The 23,595-nt window shown below is 78.0% G+C and carries 2 protein-coding genes; both read right to left on the minus strand.

Annotated elements, in window-relative coordinates; all coding sequences use genetic code 11:
- Position 1: 1 nt before the first annotated feature.
- Entirely contained in the window at positions 2-7,669 is a 7,668-nt protein-coding gene (locus tag ACZ45Q_RS32485; RefSeq protein ID WP_468268222.1) for a beta-ketoacyl synthase N-terminal-like domain-containing protein, read from the minus strand.
- A complete protein-coding gene (locus tag ACZ45Q_RS32490; RefSeq protein WP_468268225.1) occupies positions 7,666-23,586 on the minus strand; it encodes an amino acid adenylation domain-containing protein in 15,921 nt (5,306 codons plus the stop codon). Before ACZ45Q_RS32490 ends, ACZ45Q_RS32485 begins: the two co-directional genes overlap by 4 nt.
- Positions 23,587-23,595: the final 9 nt, after the last annotated feature.

Raw genomic sequence — 23,595 nt, forward strand, 5'->3', positions numbered from 1 at the left:
GTCAGCCGTGCTGCGGCAGCAGTTGCAGGGCCTGTTCGACGGTGAGGCGGTTGTCGCGGACGGCGGCGAGCAGCGCGTCGAGTTCGGCGGTGCTCACTCCCCCGCCGGCCGCACCGCCCGCGGCGGCCGGGGCCCCGTCGGCGGCGGGGGCGGCGGTGCCGGTGCGGGCGGCGATGTGGGCGGCCAGGGCCTCCAGGCTGGGGTGGTCGTAGAGCACGCCGGCCTTCTCCTTCAGGCCGTAGGCGTTGTTGACGAACGCCACGAACTCGGCGCCGAGGATGGAGTCCAGGCCCAGGCTGTTGAAGCTGGCGGCGGTGTCGATGTCGTGGACGTCGCAGTACAGCGTCTCGGCGAGCTGCTCACGCAGGGCGCCGAGAACGGCGGCGACACGGTCGGCGCCGGCCGGGGCGGACGCCGGGGCCGGGGCGGGCGCCGGGACCGTCGCGGGTGCCGCGGACGCCGGGAGCGGGGCCGGGGCGGCCGGGGTCGGTACGGCCTGCTCGGACACCGGCTTCACCGGCACCCCACCGCCCAGCTGCGCGGCGACGTGCCGGGCGAAGGCGGCCGGGGTCGGGTGGTCGTACAGCTCGGTGGCCTTGACGTCGGTGGCGTACCGGGCGTTGACCAGTGCCACGAACTCGACACTGAGGATGGAGTCGACGCCGAGCGTCTGGAAGGTCTGCTCGGTGTCCAGCTCGCCGGCCTCCATGTAGAGCACTCCGGCGAGTACCTCCCGCACCCCGTCGGCGACCTGCGCGGCGAGGGCGTCGGCAGGTGCTGGTGCGGGTGCGGCTGCGGTGGGAGGCGCCACCGGAGACGCGGGGACGGCGGCGGGCGGGACGGCGGCGGCCGGGGGCGTCGCCGGTGCGGGCGCCGGTACCGACGGCGCCGGCGACGCCGCCGCGCCCAGCGGCCTCAGGGAGATCTTGCGGTCAGGGGTCATGGAGGGCCTCTCCTGGGGTTCTGCCTTCGGTTGGGACGTCAGGGACGGACCGGCTCCCGGCGCCGCGGCGCCGGGAGCCGCCGCCGCGGCCTCCGTAGCCGACGCGGCCTCGGACCCCGGAGTCACAGCGGCCCTCGGAGCCACAGCGGACCCCGAAGTCGCGGCGGGCACCGGAGTCGCAACGCGCACCGGAGCAGCGGACCCCGGAGCAGCGGGCCCCGGAGTCTCAGCGCGCACCGGAGCAGCGGTGGCGGCCGGTGTCGCCTCGGGGTCGGCGGGGCCGGGCGGGCGGCCGAAGTCGCGCAGGTGGGGGCGGGACAGCCGGGGCTCGTGCGCGGCGGTGCCCAGGCCCTGCCGGTGCAGATGCTCGACCTGGAGGTCGTACCAGCAGCGGACCCGCTCGAACGGGTAGTGCGGCAGCGGCACCCGGCGCGCGTCCGGGCCCGCCCCGCACACCGCGACCCGGTCGATGCGCCCGCCGTCCAGCCACGCCGGGACGGGGTCGTCGGCCGGGACCTCGGCGCGCGGCCAGGGCCTCGGCCGGCCCTCCGCCACCGCGGCCAGCCCGGTCAGCAGCGCCTCCGGGGAGTCGGCGGCGACCGCGGCGCGGTGCTCCAGGTCGGCACGCCCGGCGGCCAGCGTGAACGCGACGTCGACGAGCGCGGGTTCCGCACCGCGTTCGCGGGCGGCCAGCAGGAAGTCCCGCAGACCGCGGGCGGACGCGGCGAGCGCGGCCGGCGTGCGCGCGGACAGGAACGCCACCACCGGCCGCCGCTCGGGGGCGGGCCTGGGCGGCAGCGGCGGCGGCCCCTCGACGACGATGTGGGCGTTGCCGCCGCCCGCGCCGAAGGAGCTGATGCCGGCCCGCAGCGGGCGTTCCGCCCCGTCCCGGGTGACCCACGGCGCCACGTCCTGCTGCACCGCGAACGGCACCCGGTCGAAGTCGATCTCGGGGTTGGCGGGGGTGGCGTGCAGCGACGGGACCAGGGTGCGGTGCCGCAGCTGGAGCAGCACCTTGGCCAGCGCCACCGCGCCCGCCGCGGACTCCAGGTGGCCGACGTTGGACTTCACCGAGCCGATGGGCAGCTCGCCCGGCCCCTTGACGCCGTCGCGGGCGAACGCGGTGGCCAGGCCGCGGATCTCGATGGGGTCGCCGAGCGCGGTGCCGGTGCCGTGCGTCTCGATGTAGTCGAGGTCGGCCGCCGTCAGCCCGGCGTCCCGCAGCGCCTTGGTGACCAGGTCGGCCTGGGCGCGGGGGTTGGGCACGGTGTAGCCGTTGGTGCGCCCGCCGTGGTTGGCGGCCGTACCGCGGATCACGGCGTGGACGTGGTCGCCGTCGCGGACGGCGTCGGCGAGCGGCTTGAGCACGAACGCGCCCACGCCCTCCCCCGGCACGTAGCCGTCGCCGCCCGCGCCGAAGCTGCGGCAGCGGCCGTCGCTGGAGGCGAACCTGCCCTGGCCCAGCATGAAGTACTTGTTGGGGTGGATGAGGACGTTCACGCCGCCCGCGATCGCCACCTTCGAACTGCCCGCGCGCAGCGACTCCACGGCCAGGTGCAGGGCGGTCAGCGCGGAGGAGCACGCGGTGTCGACGGCCGTGCTGGGCCCCTGGAAGTCGAAGAAGTACGACACCCGGTTGGCGATCGACCAGTAGGCGCTGTTGGCGAGCACGGGGTTGCCGCGCAGCCGTTCCTCGGCCTCGTGCAGCTGGTACTCGCCGTACATGGCGCCGACGAAGACGCCGACGTCCTTGCGGTGCACCGCGTCGCCGGTGGTCACCAGCCGGTCGGGGGTGTAGCCGGCGTCCTCGATGGCGGCCCAACAGGCTTCCAGGAAGAGCCGGGCCTGCGGGTCGACGGTGCTGGCCTCGCGCGGCGAGATGCTGAACAGCGGCGCGTCGAACTCCTCGACGCCGTCGACGAACCCGCCCCACTTGGTGTACGTGCGGTCCACGCGGGTCTTGTCCGGGTCGTAGAGGGCGTCGGCGTCCCAGCGGTCGCGCGGCACCTCGGTGATGCTGTCGCGGCCGGCCAGCAGGTTGGCCCACAGCTGGTCGAGCCCGTCGGCCTGCGGGAAGCGTCCGGCGACGCCGATGACGGCGACGGCACGCGGGTCGGCCGGCTCCCCCGGCACCGGCGGCCCGCTCCGGGACCCGTCCGCGGGGCCGGGGGCCGTCGGGCGGCCGGGGACGGCGGCCGGGAGGTCTCGATCGGCCGGGAGCGGCGCGGTCGCCGACGCCGGCGGCTCGGGCTCCACGGACCCGGCGGACTCCGCGGGCTCCTGACGACCGGTGCCGGCACCGGTGAGTTCCGCACAGCGCTCGGGGAACTCCTCGGCGAGGTGTTCGGCGAGTTCGGCGACCGTGCGGCACTCGAAGAGCAGGGTCTTGGACAGCCGCCCGAAGTCCGTCTCCAGCATCTCCACGACGCGGATGGCGAGCAGCGAGTCGATGCCGAGGTCGTCGAACGGCCGGTCCTCGGTGACGTCCTTCAGCGGCGTACGGGTCGCCTCGGCGACGACGGCCCGCAGCCGCTCGACGAGCGCGGCTCCGCCGCCCCCCGCCCCGGCCGCCGTCGCGGAGGCCGAACCGGAGCCGGAGACGGAGCCGGAGCCGGAGCCGGAGGTGGCGGTGGGAGCAGAGACGGCGGCGGCCTGCGCGGGCGGCTCGGTCGCGGCGTCCCGCAGCAGCGGGAACGACTCCAGCAGCCGGTCCCGCTCCCCGTACAGCACGACGGGCGCCGGGTGTCCTGCGTCACCGTCCGCCGCCAGCAGAGACTCCAGGACGGCCAGTCCGCTCTCGCCGGGCATCGGCCGCATGCCGAGTTCACCGAGGACCTGTTCGGCGTCGCCCCCGGTGCGCATGCCGCCGTCGGCCCAGTAGGGCCAGGCGACCGACAGGGAGCGCCCGTGCCGCAGGCCGGCCCGGACGCGGCGGGCGCGCAGGCCGGCCAGCGCGTCGGCGGCGGCGTTGGCGAAGGCGTAATCGGCCTGGCCGGGGCTGCCGAGCGCGCCGGACACCGACGAGTAGACGACGAAGCAGTCCAGCGGCCAGTCGGCGGTGGCCTCGTCGAGGGCGACGGCCGCGGTCAGCTTGGCGGCGATCACCTCGGCGGCGTCGGCGGTGTCCTTGCGCAGGACGTACGCGTCGCGCAGCACGCCCGCGCAGTGCAGCACGCCGTGGACGGGGCCCTCGGCGGAGAGCCGGACGGCGCGGGCCCGCACCGCCTCCGCGTCGGTCGCGTCGAGCTGGTGGTAGAAGACCGATCCGCCGGTGCGCTCGGCGCGTTCGCCGAGCCGGGCCAGTTCGGCGGCGCGCTCACCGTCGGCGGCGGAGCGCCCGGTCAGCACGACGTGGGCGGCGTACCGGTCGAGGAGGTGCCCGGCGAGCAGGGCGGCCAGGGCGCCCATCCCGTTGATCCAGTAGCGTCCGCCGCGCCGGAACGGCTCCCGGTGCGGTGCGGGCACGGGCAGCGGGCGCAGTTCGGTCGTGGTGAGCGTGCCGTCGCGTCCCGCGGTCACCAGCCGGGAGGCGGGCGCGGGGCGGCGGACGGCGTCGGCGAGGGCGGCGGGGCCCGCGCCCGGGTCCAGGGCGACGGCGGTCAGTTCGAAGCGGGGGTTCTCCCCTGCCAGGGAGCGGCCCAGCGCGGCGAGTCCGGCGCCGGTGACGGCTGCGGCGTCGTCGAGGGGGTTGTCGGGGTGGGGCACGATCACCGTGGCGCCGCGGCGGGCGAGCGGGCGCAGCAGGGCCCGCAGCAGCGCGAGCATGCGCAGCCCGGCGTCGGCGGCGCCGCGCGCGGTGGCGGTGATCGGCCAGACGACGACGGGCGGTGCGGTGCCGTCGCCGAGCCACCGGGCCAGTTCGGCTCCGGTGCGGGCGGCGGCTTCGGGGTCCCGCGGGTCGTCCAGCACGAGGCCGGCGCCCTCGACGGGAGCGTCCCCGATGACGACGACGGGCCGGGCCTGCGCGTCTCCGGCGGCTCGGTCGCGTACTCCCGTTCCGCCGGGTTCCGTGGCTCCGCCGGGTTCCGCGGTGAAGGGCACCGCGCTCGGCGCGAACAGGTGGACCCCGTCGGGCAGAGCGCGGACCTCGGCGTCCCGGGGGCGGGGCACCGGGCGCAGGGCGAGCCCGTCCAGGGTGAGCACCACGCGCCCGTCGGGGCCGGCGACCGTCACGTCGTACTTGCGCACCCGGCGCCCCTGTCCGGCCAGCGGCAGCGGGCGGATGCGGACCCAGACCTCGCGCGGGAGGTCGGCGTGCAGGGTGAGCGCCTCCACCGCGAACGGGATGAAGGTCTCGCCGCCGAGGTCCTCGCGCAGCACGCAGCCGATGACGGTCTGCAGGGCGCCGTCGAGGACGTACGGGGACAGGGTGTCGCCGTCGGCGGGCGCGTCGGGGGCCTCGACCCGGGCCAGGGCGCCCTCGTCGCCGTGGCGCAGTTCGCGCAGCACCTGGAAGGCGGGGCCGTAGGAGACGCCGTGGTCGGCGAACCAGCGGTACAGGTCGGCGGGTTCGGCCCGGTCGGGGTGGGCGGCGCGCAGCGCGGCGAGGTCGAGCGGGCCGGCCGCCTCGGGCGCGGCGGTGGTGACGCGGGCCTCGGTGTGCGGGGCGTCCGAGGCCACGGTGACGGTGCCGTCGGTGACGGTGGCGCTCAGGGTGACGGTGTCGGTGACCTCCACGGGCCGGTGGAAGGCGATGTCGGTGAGCCGGCCGGTGACGGCCCCGTCGCGCCGGGCGGCGGTCAGGGCGAGGTCGAGCTGGGCGGCGGCGGGCAGCACGGGCCGGCCGGCCACCACGTGGTCGGCGGCGAGGGGCTCGTCGGGGCGCACGGTGCGCACCAGGGCGGCGCCCCGCCGGGGCCAGCGGGTACGGGCGAAGGGGTAACCGGGCAGCCGGACACGCCGCGGAGCCCGCACCCCGGCACCGTCTCCGGCAACGGCTCCGGCACCGACTCCGGCTCCGGCTCCGGCTCCGGCATCCGACCCGGCCCCGACACCAGCACCGGCAACGGCCTCGGTGACGGTTCCGGCGACGGCTTCGGATTCGGATTCGGCCGCGGGCAGCGGGCCCTCGCCGGCCGCCCAGGCGCGGTAGCCGTCCGGGACGGCCGCGGCGTCGAACCGGCCGTCGGCGGCGAACGTGCGCAGCGCGTCGGCGAGTTCGGCGCCGGTCGTGGCGCCGAGCACGATCCGGGTCCGCCGGTGGCTGCGGCCCTCGCGCAGGGTGTGCACGACGTCCGGCAGCGGCAGCGACTCGACCGCGTCGGCGAGCGCGCCGGCCAGCTCACGCAGGGCGGGCTCGGTGTGCGCGGACAGCACGGCCCAGCGCCGCCGCCCGGCCGTACCGGTGCCGCTGCCCGGGCCGGTGCCGGTGCTCGTGCGGGCACTGCTCCCGGCGCCGGTGGGCAGCGGCACCGGCACGGCCGGTTCGGGGGCCTGTTCCAGGACGACGTGCGCGTTGGTGCCGCCGATGCCGAAGGAGCTGACGGCGGCGCGCCGGGGACCGTCGGGCACCGGCCAGCCGCCCTCGGCGGTCCCGGCGTCGGCGATGCGCAGTCCGCCCGCCCCGCCGAGGGCGCGGTTGGGCGTGTCGAAGGGGATCTGCCGGGGCACCGAGCCGTGCTCCAGGGCCAGGACTGCCTTGACGACACCGGCGATGCCCGCGGCGGTGTTGAGGTGCCCGAGCACGGACTTGACGGAGCCGACGGCGGCGGGGTGCGGACGCTCGCCGCCGTAGACGCGTTCCAGCGCGGCGAACTCGACGGGGTCGCCGAGGTGGGTGCCGGTGCCGTGGGTCTCCAGCAGGCCCACCGAGTGCGGGTCGACGCCGGCGACGGCGAGGGCCTCGCGCAGCACCGCCTCCTGCCCCTCGGGGGACGGCGCGTGGTAGTCCATCTTGCGGGCGCCGTCGTTGTTGACGGCGCTGCCGCGCAGCACGGCGCGGATCGGGTCGCCGTCGGCGACGGCGTCGGCGAGCCGGCGCAGCACCAGGGCGCCGCCGCCGTTGCCGAAGAGGGTGCCGTCGGCCCGGTCGTCGAAGGGGCGGCACTCGCCGCTCGGCGAGAGGATCATGCCGGGCGCGGCGAGATAGCCGGCCTGCGGGAAGTGCAGCGAGGCCGCGGCGACGACCGCCAGTTCGCACTCCTCGCCGAGCAGGGCCTCGGCGGCCAGGTGCAGGGCGACCAGCCCGCTGGAGCACGCGGTCTGCACGGTCATGCTCGGCCCGGTCAGGCCGAGCTTGTACGACACGCGGGTGGCGGCGAAGTCCTTGTCGGCGGAGGAGAAGCGGATCATCCCGGCGGCGTCCAGCTCGGTGATGCCGACCGGCGGCAGGGTGGGCTGCCCCACGGAGACGTAGGCGGCGGTGCGCAGCCCGGTGCGGTCGGGCGCGAACCCGGCGTCCTCCAGCGCGTGCCAGGACGTCTCCAGCAGCAGCCGCTGCTGCGGGTCGAGCCATTCGGCGTGCTGGGCGCTGTAGCCGAAGAACTCGGCGTCGAAGGCGTCGGCGTCCTCGAGCACCACCCCGGCGGGCACGAACTCCTCCCGCCGTACGGTGGCGGGGTCGTGGCCGAGGGCGACGAGTTCGGCCGGGGTGTGGCGGCGGACGCCGGTGCGGCCCTCGCGCAGCAGCTCCCACAGCCGGTCGACGGAGGTGGCGGGCCCGAACTTGCAGGCCATGCCGACGACGGCGACGGCGTTGGGGTCGAGGTCGGGGGACAGTTCGTTCATCGTTGGTCGTCTCCGAGTCGGAACGCGCGCCGCAGCTCACGGCGGGAGGGCCGGGCGGGGGCGCCGCCGGCCGGGGCGGCGGCCGGTGCGGGGGCGGGCCGGGCGCCCAGTCGGGCGGTGAGGAGTTCGGCGAGGTCGGCGACGGTGGGCCGGGCGAAGAGGTCGGCGAGTTCGAGGCCGGTTCCGGGGTAGGCCTCCTCCAGCCGCGCGAACAGCTGCCCGAGCAGCAGCGAGTTGCCACCGAGGTCGAAGAACCGCTGGTCGGCGGGTACGTCGTCGAGTTCCAGCAGTTCCCTCCACATCGTGGTGACCTCCCGTACGAGCCGCTCGTAGGTCACCGTCCCGCGTCCCGCCTGACTGCCGGTGGAGCCGACCGCCGCCCCGGCCGCAGCCCCGGCCACCGACCCGGCCGCAGCCCCGGCCACCGAGTCGACCGTCGATGCGGCCACCGAGTCGACCGCCGGCCCGGTCCCGTCGGCGAGGGCGACCGCGGCCTTGCGGTCGACCTTGCCGTTGGGGGTCAGGGGCAGCTCGGCCACGGCGGCCAGCCGGTCCGGCAGCATCCACGGCGGCAGAACGGCCGCGGCGTACTCGCGCAGCTCCCGCAGGCCGGGCGGTTCGGCGCCGGCCCGTGGCACGGCGACGGCCAGCAGCCGGGCCGAGGGCCCCTCGCCGCGGACCGCGACGAGGACCCGGGCGATCGCCGGGTGGCGGCCGAGCACCTCCTCGATCTCGCCGAGTTCCATCCGGTGGCCGCGCACCTTGACCTGGCTGTCGGCCCGGCCGAGGAAGACCAGCCGCCCCGCCTCGTCGCGGCGCACCAGGTCCCCGGTGCGGAACCAGCGTCCGCCGCCCTCCGGGGACAGCGGGTGCCCGGTGAACCGCTGGGCGGTCAGCTCCGGTTGCCGCCAGTACCCCTGGGCGACGCCGGAGCCGCCGATCCACAGCTCGCCGGGTTCGCCGGGCGCGGCCGGCCGGTCGCCGTCGACCTCGGTGAGCAGCAGCCGGGTCGCGCCGATCGGTTCGCCGAGGTGGACGGGGCCGGTGGCGGTGACCGGCGCGATGGTGGACCAGATGGTCGCCTCCGTCGGCCCGTAGACGTTCCACAGCGCGGCGGTGCGCTCGGCGAGGGCGGCGGCCAGGTTCGGCGGCAGCGCCTCGCCGCCGCACAGCGCGGTCAGCGTCCGGCGTCCCTGCCAGCCGCCCTCCACGAGCAGTTGCCAGCCCGCGGGGGTGGCCTGCATCAGGCTGATGTCCCGTTCGGTGAGCAGCCGGGCCAGGCGCCGGGCGTCGACGACGTCGGCGCGTTCGGCGACGACGACGGTCCCGCCGAGCAGCAGCGGCAGGAACAGCTCCAGGACGGAGATGTCGAAGCACACGGTGGTGACGGCGAGCAGCCGTCCCGGGTCGCGCTCGTCGACGCCGACGGTGGCGGCGATCGCCTCCAGGGTGTGCACCACGTTGCCGTGGGTGACGGCGACGCCCTTGGGCTGCCCGGTGCTGCCCGAGGTGAACATCAGGTAGGCCAGGGCGTCCGGCGACAGCGGCGCGGGGTCGTACGCCCGCGGCGAGCCCGGCGCGTCCGGCCGCTGTGAGTCGCCCGGCTGCTGCGGGTCGATGACGTGCAGGTGCTGCGGCAGCAGCCAGGTCAGTTCGCGGTCGGCCAGGGCGACGCGGCAGCCGGCCCGGTCGACGACGAGACCGAGCCGTTCGCTGGGGTAGGACTCGTCGAGGGGCACGTAGGGGCGCCCGCTCTTGAGGATGCCGAGGAGCACGGCGGGCAGCCGCGCGGTGCGGTGCATCAGGACGGCGACGGGCTCCCCGGGCCGGGCGAGACGGTCCACGCGGCCCGCGATGTCGTCGGAGAGGGCCTGGAGTCCGGCGTAGCTGAGGCTGCCGTCGCGGTCCTCGACGGCCACCGCGTCCGGGCGGCGGCGCGCGGTCGCGGCGATCCGGGCGGGCAGGGTCCCCGCGGCCGGGTCGAGCACGTCCCCGAGCGTGCCGTCCGCCGCGCGGGCGAGTTCGGCGGCCGAGCGCCGCAGGTCCTCCACGAAGCCGTCGACCTGGTCGGGTCCGAGCACGGCGGTGCGGTGGTTGGCGAGCACCTCCAGGCCGTGGCCGGTGTCGGTGACCTCGAGGCCGAGGTCGAAGTGACCGCGCTGCCCGCGCCGGTGGACCGGCTCCCACCCGGGTCCGACCGTCCCGTCGGCCCCGTCCGTCCCGTCGGTGCCGTCGTGCTCGGCGGCGTCCCGCTCCCAGTTCTGGTAGGCGAGGGTGACGGTGGGCACGGCGTCCGGGCCGCCGGCCTCCCGGCACAGCTCGGCCAGCCGCGGGTAGGGCACCGCGGACCGGCCGAGCGCGGCACGCACCTCCTGGTGCAGCTCGCGCAGCCAGTCGCGGACGGGCCGGCCGGTGTCGAGATCGACGCGCAGCGGCACGGTGGTGACGAAGCATCCGACGCTGTGGTCCTCCTGGCCTCCGCCGCGCCCGTAGACGGGCACGGCCACCAGGAAGGAGCGGTGGCCGCTCGTCCGGGACAGGGCGGCGGCGAACGCGCCGAGCAGCGCGGTGAACCCCGGCACGCCCGCGTCCTCGGCGATCCGGGCGAGGGTGTGCGACAGGGCCGCGGGCAGCCGGTACTCGCGGTGGCCTCCGGCGGCCCCCGCCCGTTCACCGCCGCCGGGGAACAGCACGCCCGCGGCCCGCCCGTCGGCCAGCCGCTCGGCGAAGCGCCGCTCGGCCTCGGCCCGCCCGGACGCGTCGCCCTCGGCGTGCCGCAGCTCCCGGCGCAGCGCGGCGTCGAACGGTGCGGCGGGCGGCAGCTCGCGCCCCGCGTACAGGGCGGCGAGGTCACGGCCGAGCAGGTCGGCGGAGCGTCCGTCGACGACCATGTGGTGCGTGGTCAGCTGGAGCACCGGGGCGCCGCCGTCCTCGGGCTCCCACAGCACCGCCCGCAGCAACGGTTCGGCAGAGGTGCGCAGCCGGCGGTCCGCCTCCTCGCGGACGGCGTCGTCGAGGGCGGTGTCCGCGACGGTACGGGTCTGAAGCGCGGGCGCCTCGGGTGCGGGCACCAGCGCGGGGCGGCCGTCGAGCGGGCGCACGCGGCAGGCGAGCACCGGGTGCCGCCGCACCAGGGCGGCGACCGCCGCGGACAGCGCGGCGCGGTCCGTGCCGGCGGGCAGCCGCCAGGCCAGGGACACGTTGTACGGCGCCTCGGGTGCCGCGGCCTGGTCGGCGGCCCACATCCCGACGAGCCGCTCGGGCAGCACGGCACCGGCGAAGGGCTCCTGCGTCCCGGGCGCGGGGTCCTCCACGGCCCCGGAGACGACCGGACCGGCCCCCCGGCCGACGGACGGGCCGACGACCGGCGGGGCGGCGGACGAGCGGGCCGCGGGGGCGGCGGACGGCTCCGCCCCGCCGGGTGCGGGCGGCGGCTCGGGGGCGGCGCCCGCCAGGGCCGCCAGCCGCGGCCCGTGGTCGCGTTCCAGACGGGCCGTCAGGTCCCGCAGGCTGGAGCTGTCGAGCAGCACCGACAGGGGCACCCGCCCCAGGTCGTCCTCCAGGATCCGGCTCAGCCGCATCGACGCGATGGAGTCGATCCCGTACGAGTCGAGCGCGGCGTCCGGATCGATCGACCCGGCGGGCACACCGGTGGTCTGCGCGACCTTCCGCGCCACCCAGCCCAGCGCGTCCCCCGAGTCCGGGACCCCCGGGCTGCCGGAGGCACGGGCCGGGGTGCCGGAGGCACCGGCCGGGCTGCCGGAGGCACCGGCCGGGCTGCCGGAGGCACCGGCGGGGGTGTCGGGGGCACCGGCCGGGCTGCCGGAGGCACCGGCGGGGGTGTCGGGGGCACCGGCCGGGCTGCCGGAGGCACCGGCCGGGCTGCCGGAGGCACCGGCGGGGGTGTCGGGGGCACCGGCCGGTGAGCCTGCCGCGCCGCGTGCGCCCGACGGGGCGGGCGGCGCGCCGGGCGAGCCGGTGGCCCGCTCCCAGACGGCCGTGTCCCCCGCGACCAGCGCCGTGTACGCCGTCTCCGGGCCCCGGGCCACGGCCAGGCGCGGCCACAGTGCCCGCACCGCCTCGCGGGTGGTGACGGGACGCAGGCCGTAGGTCTGGGCGAGGTAGTCCAGGGCGTGCGGCTCGAGGGTCATGCCGGCGTCGGACAGGACCGGCCAGCCTGCCGACAGGGTGCGTCCGGTGCGCAGTCCGTGTTCGGCCCAGCGGGCGCGTCGCCGGGCGAACCCGTCCAGGAAGCCGTTGGCGAAGGCGTAGTCGGACTGCCCCTGGTTGCCGACCAGGGCGGCCAGCGAGGAGCACAGCAGGAAGAAGTCCAGCGGGTGCCCGGCGAGCGCCGCGTCGAGGTGGAGCGCGCCGAGCACCTTGCCCCGGCACACCTGAGCCACGTCCTGGGCGCTCTTGCCGCGCAGGAAGCCGTCGCGCAGCACGCCGGCGGTGTGCACGACACCGCGCAGCCGGATGCCGGCGCCGTCCAGCCAGTCGGCGAGCGCGGCGACCTGTGCGGGGTCGGCGACGTCGCAGCGCCGGTAGTGCACGGCGGCGCCGTCTCCGGCCGCGCGGCGCAGTTCCTGAAGCGCGTCCTCGGCGGCGGCCGAGCGGCCGACGAGGACGAGGGTGGCCGTCGGCCGGCGGCGCAGGATGTCGGCGGCGATGTGGCGGCCCAGCCCGCCGAGCCCGCCGGTGATCAGGTAGCTCCCGCCGTCGGTGAGGAGCGCCCCGGCGTCGCCGGAGCCGGCCTCGTCCGCGGCCTCGGCGTACAGCACGGCGGCGTGGCGCCCGTCGGGGCCGAGCCGCACCCAGTCCGCGTCGTCCCGGTGGGCCTCGGCGAGCAGTTCGGCGGCGGTGACCCGGTCGGCGTCCACCCCGGCCAGGCGCACGGTGAAGCGTCCGGTCTCGCCCGCGACGGTGCGGACCAGGCTGTGCAGGGCGTGGTCGGTGGGCGCGGGCTCGGGGTCGGCTCCCGGGCAGGACGTCACGAGCAGCACCCGGGCGCCGTCCAGGGCGCGGCTGCGGACGAGGGCCCGCAGTACGCCGAAGACGGTGCCGAGGGTGTCCTCGGCGAACGGTGTCCAGCGCCGCGCCGTCTCCTGGAGGGTCAGCGGCTCGGTGCCGAGCACCGGGTGGCCGGTGCCGGTCAGGTCGACGAGGACGGCGGCCGGGGTGCCGGTGGCGGCGGCGGTGTCGGTGAGCGCGGTCTCGTCGGCGGCCCGCGCGGGCGGCAGGACCGCGGCGGCGCCGGTCCGCAGGCGTGCGGCGACCGCGCCGTCCCCGATCACCCACAGCGGCCCGTGCGGCGCGCCGGGGTCGGGGTCGCCCACGGTGGCCGGCCGCCAGCCGAGCCGGTATCCGTGCACGCCGGCGGCGTCGGCGGGGTCCCCCTCACCCGTTCCGTGCGTGCCGGGGTGTCCGGCCCCGGTGGCGCGGACCGCGCCGGTGCCGTCGGCGGGCTCGTCGACGCGGACGCGGAAGCCTTCCGCGAGGGCGACGACCGTGCCGCCGGCCGGGTCGATCAGCCGCAGGTCGAAGACGTGGACCCGGGCCCGTTCGTCGTGCCGGACCCGACGTGCGTGCACGTAGATCCGGCCGGTGACGGGTGCGTGGACGCTCAGCCGGTCGACGGCGAGCGGACGCAGCCGCCGTCGGGGCGTGCCGGGGCCGTCGGCGAGCAGCAGCCGCGCGGCCGTCTGGCAGGCGCCGTCGAACAGGGCCGGGTGGAGCACATGCCGTCCGTCGGGGTCCTCGCCCTCGGGCAGCCGGAGTTCCGCGGTGACCTCCTCGCCGTGCACGACGGCCCGCCGCACGGTGCGGTAGAGGGGCCCGTAGGCGAAGCCGTGGGCGGCGAACGCCTCGTAGAAGGGGCCGGGTCCGCCGTCGCCGAGGTGGGCGTCGAGGTCGTCGGGCCGGTAGACGAGCAGCGGCCGTACGGGTCCGGACGGGCTCGCGGCCGGCTCGGTGCGGCCCTGGGCGACCACGGTGTCGCCGACGACGGTGCTGAAGCGCCTCGCCCCCCGCTCGTCGGGCTCGCCGAGTTCGGTGCGGACCTCCATGGGCAGCCCGGCGGCCGGCCGCGGCCAGAGCAGGTCGTGGATGACGGTGCGGTACGGGTTCTCGTCGGCGCTGAGCAGGGCCTCGTGCACGAGTTCGGGGTGGAACGCCCCGGGCAGCAGCGGCTGTCCGTCCACGACGTGGTCGGCGACCCAGCGGGAGGCGGCGCCGAGCCGGGCGGTCACCGTGCGCGAGGCGGGGGTGTGCACGGTGTCGGTGAGCGGCATGGGGGAGGTGGTGGCGTCCGGCGGTGCGCACCGCTCACGGGCGAACGGCGTCACCGGCAGCGGCACCCGCCGCCCGGCGGCGGGCGCGGGGCGGTCGCCGTCGGCGACCCAGGCGCGGGCGGCCGGATCGGCGCCGTCCTGCCCGGCGTCGGTGACCAGGGCCGGGTGGGCGGTGCCGTCGGCGAGGGCGAGCAGCGCGGCGCGCAGTTCGGCGACGTCGCGGGCGACGACGGCGGCCCGGTGCGCGAACCGGTCCCGGCCGGTGTGCAGGGTGTAGGCGATGTCCGCGAGGGCGAAGCCGTCGGCGACCCGGGCGAGGTTCCGGGCGACGGTGCGCAGCCGGTCCGGGTCGGGTGCGGAGAGCGGCACCAGCACGGGGCCCGGCGTGGGCGTCACACCCCGGTACGGCGCGGCGCCCGCGGGGTCCGCGGTGCCGGCCGGCTCCTCCAGGTACTCCTCCAGCACCACATGGGCGTTGGCACCGCCCGCCCCGAAGGAGCTGACGGCCGCCCGGCGCGGCCCGTCCGGCACCGTCCACGGCTCGGCGGAGGTCTGGACGCGCAGCGCGGTGCCCTCCAGGCCCAGCTTGGGGTTGGGGCGCTCGGCGTGCAGCGTCGGCACCAGGCGCCGGTGCCGCAACTGGAGGACGGCCTTGGTGAGTCCGGCGATGCCGGCGGCGGCCTCACCGTGCCCGATGTTGGACTTCACCGAGCCGACGCGCACCGGGCCGACGCTGCCCGCTTCCTCGAAGGCGAGGGCGAGGGCGCGCAGTTCGACCGGGTCGCCGAGTTCGGTGCCGGTGCCGTGCGCCTCCACGTATCCGACGGTCCACGGCTCGGCTCCGGCGCGCCGCAGGGTCGCCTCGATCAGCGCGGCCTGGGCGCGCGGGTTGGGCACGGTGTAGCCGCCCGTGCCGCCGCCGTGGTTGAGGCCGGTGGCGCGGATGACGGCGTGCACGGTGTCGCCGTCGGCGCGTGCCCGGTCCAGCCGCTTGAGGACGACCGCGCCCGCGCCCTCGCCGGGCACGAAGCCGTCGCCGCCGGCGCCGAAGGCCCGGGTGCGGTCGCCCCGCGAGGGCATGCCGAGCGCGCAGAGGCCGGCGAAGCGGTCGGGGTGCAGATAGAGGTTGACGCCGCCGGCCAGGGCGAGGTCGGCCTCGTCGTCCAGCAGTGCCCGGCAGGCCAGGTGCAGCGCGGTCAGCGACGAGGAGCACATGGTGTCGACGGTGAGGCTGGGGCCGCTCAGGTCGAAGGCGTGCGAGACCCGGTTGGCGACCGAGGCGGCGGCCGTGACCGCGTACTCGGGGTTGTCGGCGCCCGCCGCACGGGCGTCGCGCTGGGCGAGCAGATGGCTGTTGGCCGTGACGCCGGCGAACACGCCGACCCGCGGCCCGCCGTGGCTGCCGGCCAGGGTGTGCCGGGCGTATCCGGCGGTCTCGAAGGCCTCCCGCGCGACCTCGAGGAAGAGTCGTTCCTGCGGGTCCATGAGCGCGGCGTCGCGCGGGGCGATCCGGAACATGGCCGGTTCGAAGGCGTCGATGCCGTCGAGGAAGCAGCCCCAGCGGGCGTAGCCGCCGCCGCGGGTGCGTGCGGTGCGCCAGTCCCAGCGCTCGGCGGGCACCTCGCGCACGGGGGTGCGTCCCGAGGCGAGCAGGTCCCAGAAGGCGTCGAGGTCCGCGGCGCCGGGGTAGCGGCCGGCCAGTCCGACGACGGCGACGGCACCGGCGTCCGCGGCCGGGGCGGCCACCGGACGCCAGGCCCGCGGCGGGGCGGCGGTCACGGCGGCGCGCGGCGCGGGTGCCGGGACGACGGCGGCGGCGGAGTCCGGGGCGGGTTCGGTGGCGGTGGCCGCTACCGGGGTGGTCGTGGTGCCCGGGGCGGGTTCGGTGGCGCCGGCCGACGGTGCTTGCGCCGTGGCCGGTACGTCGAGGAGGGCCGCGCCGCTGCGCGCGCCGGTGCCCGCACCGCTCACCGGCGCGGCGCCGGCCGGGAGCCGGCCCAGGTGCCGGGCGAGCGCACGGGGGGTCGGATGCTCGAAGGGCAGGGTGGCGGGCACGTCCGCGGCGGGGAACAGCGCGCGCAGCCGCTCGCAGAACTCCTCGTGCAGCAGCGAGTCCACGCCCAGCTCGGGGAAGGCGGTGTCCGCGTCGAGCGCGGCCGGGTCCTGCGCGGTCAGTTCGGCGACGAGCCGCACGAGCCGCGGCACGAGGTCCTCACCGTCGCCGCCGGGCCCGGCGGGAGGCCCGGCCTGCTGCCCGGTCCGCGGCCCGGCGTCCTGCCCGGCGGGAGGCCCGCCCGGGACGGACCGGGCGGCGAGCATGCGGGCGAGGTCGTCCACCGTGCGGTGCTCGAACAGGGCGGTCGGCCCCACGGGCCCGTAGCGGCGGGCGAGTTCCTCGACGAACTCCATGTTCAGCAGCGAGTCGATGCCCAGTTCCTGCCACGGCACCCAGCCGGGCACCTCGGCCGTGGGGTCGCCGAGCAGTTCCCGGACGAGGCCGCGCAGTTCACCGGCGACGGCCCCGGCGTCGGGCAGTGCGGCGCGGACGCCGTCGTCGTCCGGGCCCGTGCTGGAGGGCGCGTCCGGCACACACGTCAGCAGGGCCACGCAGCCCGGTGCCTCGCGCAGCAGGTCCGTCGCGTGCAGCCGCCAGCCGCGGGCGTCGAGGAGCGCACGCCAGCGGCCGATGTCGAGCAGCGGCCCGTGCGGCAGGCGCCACTGCTCGTCGACGTACCGCCACCAGCCGTCGGTCAGGCCGAAGGTGAGGGTGTAGACGGCGGCCGGCACGACCATCTCCACGAGCACCAGCCGGCCGCCGGGTGCGAGCAGCTGCCGTATGTGGTCCAGGGTGCGGGCCAGGTCGCGGGTGGCGTGCAGCACGTTGCTGGCGACGACGAGGTCGGCCGAGCCGTCCGCGAAGCCCTGGGCGGCCGGGTTCTTCTCGATGTCCAGCAGCCGGGGCGCGATCCGGTCGCCGAAGCGCCGCCGCCCGTGCTGGAGGAAGGCCGGGGAGACGTCCGTGTAGACGTAGGAGAAGCCGGTGACACCGCGGGCGTCGAGCGCGGCGAGGGCGGAGGCGGTGGTGCCGCCCACGCCGGCGCCGATCTCCAGGATGCGGGCGCCGGGCCCGGTGCGGGCCGCGGCGTCGGCGAGGGACTCGGCGGCGGCGCGGTTCACCGGGTCGAAGAGCTGGTTGCCGCTGTAGACGGCGCTGACCGCGCCGAGGTCGCCGCCGGGGAACAGCACGGCGGCGGGCGGCGTCTCCCCGCGCAGCACCGGCCCGTAGGCCTCCAGCGTCCGGTCCAGGAGGGCGACGTGGCCGTGCAGGTCGGGGTGGTCGGCGAGCAGCCCCTCGCGGGCGGCGGCGAGTTCGCCGGTGGTGGGCACCGGCCGCCCGTCGCGGTGGTGCTCGGCGAGGAGTTCGCGGACGGCGGCCAGCAGCCGCCGGTGCTCGGGGACGGCGCCGAGCAGCCGGGCGGCGCTCTCGGCGTCGGCGCCGGGGCGGGCGGCGAGGGCGGGCGGGAAGCCCAGCTCGCTCATGCGGTGGGCCAGCGTCGCGCGGGCGTAGCGGTCGAGCCGGTGCGCGGCGTCGTCGGGGCCGGCCGTCGCGGCGGGCCGTGCGGTGAGCGGGCGCAGGGGCTCGGGGTCGCCCGCGACGGCGACGGTGTGCGGATGGTTGCCGGACATGCCCGCTTCCAAGGCGGCCACACCCCTTTCCGGTGCGAAGTCGGTGAGGCCGGGGTACTCCCGCCGGACGTGGCCCGCGTACCGCCGGGCCAGTCCGGTGGCACGCCACAGCCCCCAGTCGAAGACCCGGACGGCGGGTCCCGTCGCCGTCTCCGTCGCCGTGGCGTAGTGCCCGAGCCAGGCGTTGGCCGCCGCGTAGTTCAGGCCGCCGACGCTGCCGAACAGCCCGGCGACGGAGGAGAACAGCACGAGCGCGGCGGGCCTGCCGGACGCCGCGGCGGAGTCGGCGAGCGCCCGGCGCAGGTGCGTCACGGCGGTGACCTTGGTCGCCAGCACCCGGTCGAGGTCGGCGTCGGTCAGCTCCTCCAGCCGGGCGGCGCTGACCGAGCCGACGCTGTGCACGGCGCCGTCCAGACGCCCGTACAGCTCCCGGCACTCGGCGAGGACGCGGGTCACGGCGGCCGGGTCGGTGACGTCGGCGCTGCGGTACCGCGCCCGGCCGCCCAGCGCGGCGAGTTCGCCGAGCAGGGCGCGGGTGGCGTCGTCGGCGGGTGAGCGGCCGACCAGCAGCAGCCCGGCGCGGTAGCGGCCGGCGAGGTGGCGGGCGACCTCGGCGCCGATGCCGCCGGCCCCGCCGAACAGCACGTAGCCGCCGCCGTGCGCGAAGCCGGTTCCGTCCGCCGCGGGGGGCGGGGCGGGCAGTTCGGTGTAGACCTGGCGGTGGCGCAGTCCGTCGCGCAGGGCGATCGACGGGACGGCGGGCCCGGCGGGTTCGGCGAGCGCGGCGGCCAGGTCCGCGGGCCCGGCGGCGGGGCCGAGGTCGACGGCGGCGGCCGACAGCGCGGCGCACTCGCGGGGCAGGGTGCGCAGCGCGCCGAGCAGCGCACCCTGGAGGGCGGCGCCCGGTGCGGGGGTGCCGCCGCCGGGGGCGGCGAGCGCGGTGGTGACCAGGGTGACGGTGGCGGGGCGGGTCCGTGCGGCCAGTTCCCGGCCGACCGCCAGCAGGGTCCGCAGCCAGCCGCGCAGGGCCGCGACACCGGTGGCGTCGTCGTCCCAGGCCGAGCCGTCGACGAGCAGCGCGACGCGTACGGGCCCGGTCAGGCCGTCCAGCCGGGCGGCGAACTCCCGCTGGTCCAGGCCGTCCGGGCCCAGCGGGCAGCGCACGGCACCGGCCGGCGCCGCCGCGGCGAGGCGGGCGCTGTCCCGGTCGTGCACCAGGACGACGGGCCCCTCTCCCCCGTCGTGTCCGGCCGTTTCCGGCAGCCATTCGGGCACGAGCACCCGGACGCCGCCGCCCTCGACCGCGCCGCCGCCCTGCGGTTCCGGTACGGCGACCGCTTCCCCGCCGGCACGGAACCCCTGCGCCTCGCCCGACCCCGCCCCGGCCGTCGTCCTCCCGGCCGACGCTTCCCCGGCCGTGGCCATCCCGGCCGTGGCCATCCCGGCCGACGCCACCCCGGCCGTGGCCATCCCGGCCGATGTCGTCCCGGCCGACGCCCGGTCGCCGGATCGGAAGCCGGGCCCGACGCCGTACACGGGGACGCTGCCCCGCGCGCCGGGGTCGGCGGCCCACGCCGTCGACGGAGCGTCGGCCACGGGGGCGGCGGGGGCGGCCGGCGGGTGCAGGCGCAGCCCGTTCACGGTCAGGACGACCGTGCCGTCGGGCGCGGTGGCCTCCAGGTCGACGACGGTGTGAGAGGTTCCGCCGCCGACCCGGTGCACGGTCAGCAGCGCCTCCTCGGGCACCTGCCCCGTCCACTCGATGCGGTCCAGGGCCGCGGCGACGCGGGGCCCGGTGCCCTCCAGCAGCGCGCAGGAGGTTTGCAGGGCCGCGTCCAGCCAGGCGATCCGGCGGGTGTGCGGTTCCTCGGCGAGCGGAGCGACGATGCGTGCGGTCACCCGCCCGCCCGTACGGTGGACATCGCGCAGCACGCGGTAGACGGGCCCGGTCTCGATGCCGAGCCGGGCCAGGACGGCGGGGAGGTCGACGGTCTCGGTGCGGCCGGCGCCCAGGTCGACGGGGCGCGGCGGCTGGGCGGGCCGGGTGGCCGCGGCGGCACGGGCGCGGACCCCGCCGTCCTGCGCCACGGCGAGTATCCGCCCGTTCTCCTGGACCCGCCGCAGCCGTACGCCGCCGCCCTGCGCCACCGGCACCGGCGCGAGGAACCGCACGCCGCCGAGCGAGACCGGCCCGCCGTCGGCGAGCACCTCGACCAGGGCCGCCCCGGGGAGCACCGCGGTGCCGCCGACCCGGTGCGCGGCGAGCGGGTCGGTGCCCCGCACGGTGAGCACGGGCTCGCCCGCGTCCGAGGGCGGGGCTCCGGGCAGCCAGTACGGCCGCCCCTCGAAGGGGTACGGCACCAGCGGCACCCGGCGGGGCAGGCTGCCGCCGGGCCACAGCTCGGCCCAGTCGGCCGTGGACAGGGTGCCGCCCGCCAGCCAGTCGGCGAGGCGCGGGTCGGCGGGTGCGGGAACGTTCCGCCCGTCGGCGAGGTCCCGGGCGCGGGCGGCGAGTTCGTCCGTGTCGCGTACGACGAGCAGGGCGCGGTGGGCCAGTGCGCGCCGCCCCGACTGGAGCGTCCAGGCCAGCGCGTCCAGGGCGGGCGCCCGGCCGGACTCGACGAGGTCGGCGAGAGCGGTGGCGAGACGGGCGAGCGCGCCGGGCGTCGCCGCGGACAGCGGCACGGCGAGGGGCCCGCCGGCCCAGCCGGCGCCGTCGCGCGCGGCCGGCGTGCCCTGCGTGCCCGCCGTGCCCGGCGTGCCCGGTGCGTCGGGCAGCGCGGGTGCCTCCTCCAGGACGACGTGGGCGTTGCTGCCGCCGAACCCGAACGCGCTGACCGCCGCCCGGCGCGGTGCGCCGCCCTCCGTCGCCGGCCACGGCACCGGCCGCTCGGCGACGGCCAGGGGCGTCCCGTCGAGGGCGATGTGCGGGTTGAGCCGGCTGAAGCCGGGGGTGCCGGGGATCAGCCCGTACCGCAGCGCCTGCACCGCCTTGACCACGCCGGCCAGGCCGGACGCGCCTTCCAGGTGACCGATGTTGGCCTTCGCGGAGCCGACCCAGATCCGTCCCTCGGGTCCCGCGCCGCGGGCGGGCATGCCCTGCGGGTCGTCGGCGAGCACCTCGCGGAAGGCGTCCAGCTCGATGGGGTCGCCGAGCGGGGTGCCGGTGCCGTGGGCCTCCAGATAGCCCAGGTCGGCGGCGCGCAGCCCGGCCCGGTCGAGCGCGGTGCGGATCAGGCCGCTCTGCGCCCGCGGGTTGGGCGCGGTGAGCGCGGCGGCGCGTCCGCCGTGATTGACGGCACCGGCGCGGACCACGGCGAGTACGGGGTCGCCGTCCGCGACGGCCCGGCGCAGCGGCTTCAGCACCAGCCAGCCGGCGCCCTCTCCCCGGACGAAGCCGTCGGCGCCCTCGTCGAAGACCCGCAGCTCGCCCTGCGGCGACAGCATGCCCGCCTTGCGGTAGGCGCGGGCGTTGAAGCCGTTGCTGAGCACGTTGGCGGCGCCGGCGAGGGCGACCTCGCAGTCCCCGCGGCGCAGCGCGGCCTCGGCGAGGGCGAGCGCGGTCAGGGCACCCGAGCAGGCGGTGTCGACGGTCATGCTGGGGCCGGTGAAGTCGTACAGGTGGGAGATCCGGTTGGCGAGGAAGGCGGGGAAGGTGCCCGTCGTCGCGTAGCCGTCGGCGGCGGTGCCGCGGGCGACGAGCTGCTCGCGGTAGTCGTAGCTGCACGCGGACGCGTACACGCCGACGGGGCGCCCGGCCAGCTCGTCGGGGTTGAGTCCGGCGTGCTCCAGGGCGTGCCAGCTCAGTTCCAGCAGCGCCCGCTGCTGCGGGTCCATGGACGCCGCCTGACGGGGGGTCACCTCGAAGAAGTCGGCGTCGAACAGGTCGACGCGGTCGAGCAGTGCGGCCCGGAACCCCTCGGGCACGTCACCCGCGAGCCGCCCGTCCGGGACGTCCGTGATCAGGCACCGCCCCTCGGCGAGCAGTTCCCAGAACGCCTCGGCGTCGCCGGCCCCCGGGACACGGCACGCCATGCCGATGACGGCGACGACGTCCTCGTCCCACCCTGGGCCGCGTTCCTGGCCGCGGCCCCGCTCCTGGCCTCCGCCCTGCTGCCCTCCGCTGTGTCCCTGGGCGCGGCCCTGCTCGTGCCCCCGCTCCCGCCGCACGGCGGGTCCGGCCTGCGTCGGGGCGGGCGTGTCCGGCGCCGCCTCGGCGGTGCCACCGGCCGCCTCCTCCACGTCGGGAAGCTGTGCGGCCAGCGCCCGCAGCGTCGGGTGCCGCCAGACGGCCGTGGCGGGCAGCTCGGCGCCGAAGGCCGCACGGGCCTCGCGGATCAGCCGCAGGGCGCGCGCGGAGTCCAGGCCCTGTTCGCCGAGGGGCCGGTCGGGATCGACGTCGTGCCCGAGGATGCCGGCGGCGATGCCGGCGAGCCGGTCCAGCACGGCCTCGCGGCTGCCCGAGGGGCGCGTCGTCCCGCCGCCCTCGGTACCACCGTCGGCGGTCCCGGGCGCCGGCTCCCGTCCCGCCCCGGCCAGCGCCTCCGCCACGGCGTCGAGAAAGGCGGCGGCTTCCTGGCCGTTGAGCAGGGTGTGGTCGAAGGCGAGCACCATCCGCCTGACGGGCGTGCCCGCCGTGTCCTCGACCGCGCCGAGGAAGAGGGTGGCGGCGGCGGGCGGCACCACGACGGGCACGGCGAGCGTGGGGCCCCGGTCACCGAGGTGGGAGAGGATGAGGGTGACGCTGCCGTCGGCCTGCGAGATCCCGGCCAGGGCCCGCTCGACGGCGTCGGCGTACCGCTCGTCGAAACCGGCCGCGTCCAGGGTGTCGGCCGCGCGCACCACGGCGACGGTGAGGTCCCCGTCGGACGTGGCGCAGGCGATGCCGAGGTCGACGTGCTCGTACCGGCGCAGGGTGCGCTCGGTCAGCCGCCGGGAGCGCAGCCGGGGCGCACCGGCCGCGGTGCGCGCGGCGGCGTGGGCGAACGCCTGGAAGACGGTGGAGAACCCCGAGCCCTGGTGGACCCGCAGCGCCCCCTGGAGCACGTCCTCGGCGACGACGCGGGAGACCACGGCGGGCACGACCTGTTCCCGCGACGCCCGCAGCGCCCGGTTCAGCTCGACCTGCCGCGACGACTGCTCGACGTCCACGAAACCGCCCCCGGCGCCGGCCCCGGCGTCCGGCGCCCCGCCCACCGACACCTCCGAATCCGAGCCCGAGCCCGAGCCGGAGCCCGAGCCGGAGCCCGAGCCCGAGCCGGAGCCCGAGCCCGAGCCGGAGCCGGAGCCCGAGCCCGAGCCGGAGCCCGTGCCGGAACCCGCGCCCACCTCCTGACGCTCAGCGCGCCCGACCGACTCGCCGCGCCCGACCGACTCGCCCCGCTCCGCCCGGTACCGCTCCAGATCCGCCGGCATGAGGCTGGTGCCGGCCGCCGGGATGGACGGCAGGAGTGCCTCGGCGATGCCGAGCCGCCGGGCGTGCGCGCGGGTGCGCGGCGGTATGCGCCGGGTCCCGGCGGGCGTCCGCCCCGGCACCCCGCGGACGGAGGCGCCGACAGCCCCGCCGCCCCGCCGCTGCCCGTCCGGCGCCGCCTCCCCCGCCGACTCGCCCCCGACGCCCCGCTCGTCCTGCCCGTCCCCGCGCTCCAGCCCGTCACGGCGCTCCAGCGGGCCGCCGTCGGCCGCCGGCGCCTCGACGGCGGGCACCACCCGGGCCACCTCCGCCCCGATCGGCACGACGTCGCCCTCCGCCACCAGCCACGCGTCCAGCACACCGGCGACGGGGGACTCGATCTCGACCGCCGCCTTGTCGTGCTCCATCTCGTAGACGACCTCGTCCTTGGCGACCGGGTCGCCGGGCCGCTTCAGGAGCCGGACGATGCGCACCTCGACGATCCCCTCACCGAGGCGCGGCACGGACAGCACGGACTGCGTGGGCATCTGCGGTTC

It is taken from the genome of Streptomyces sp. NPDC031049, from assembly GCF_055571015.1.

Excerpts from the sequence above, each read along its gene's own strand:
- ACZ45Q_RS32485 (WP_468268222.1), bottom strand. The coding sequence starts at position 7,669 with ATGAACGAACTGTCCCCCGACCTCGACCCCAACGCCGTCGCCGTCGTC.
- ACZ45Q_RS32490 (WP_468268225.1), bottom strand. The coding sequence starts at position 23,586 with ATGCCCACGCAGTCCGTGCTGTCCGTGCCGCGCCTCGGTGAGGGGATC.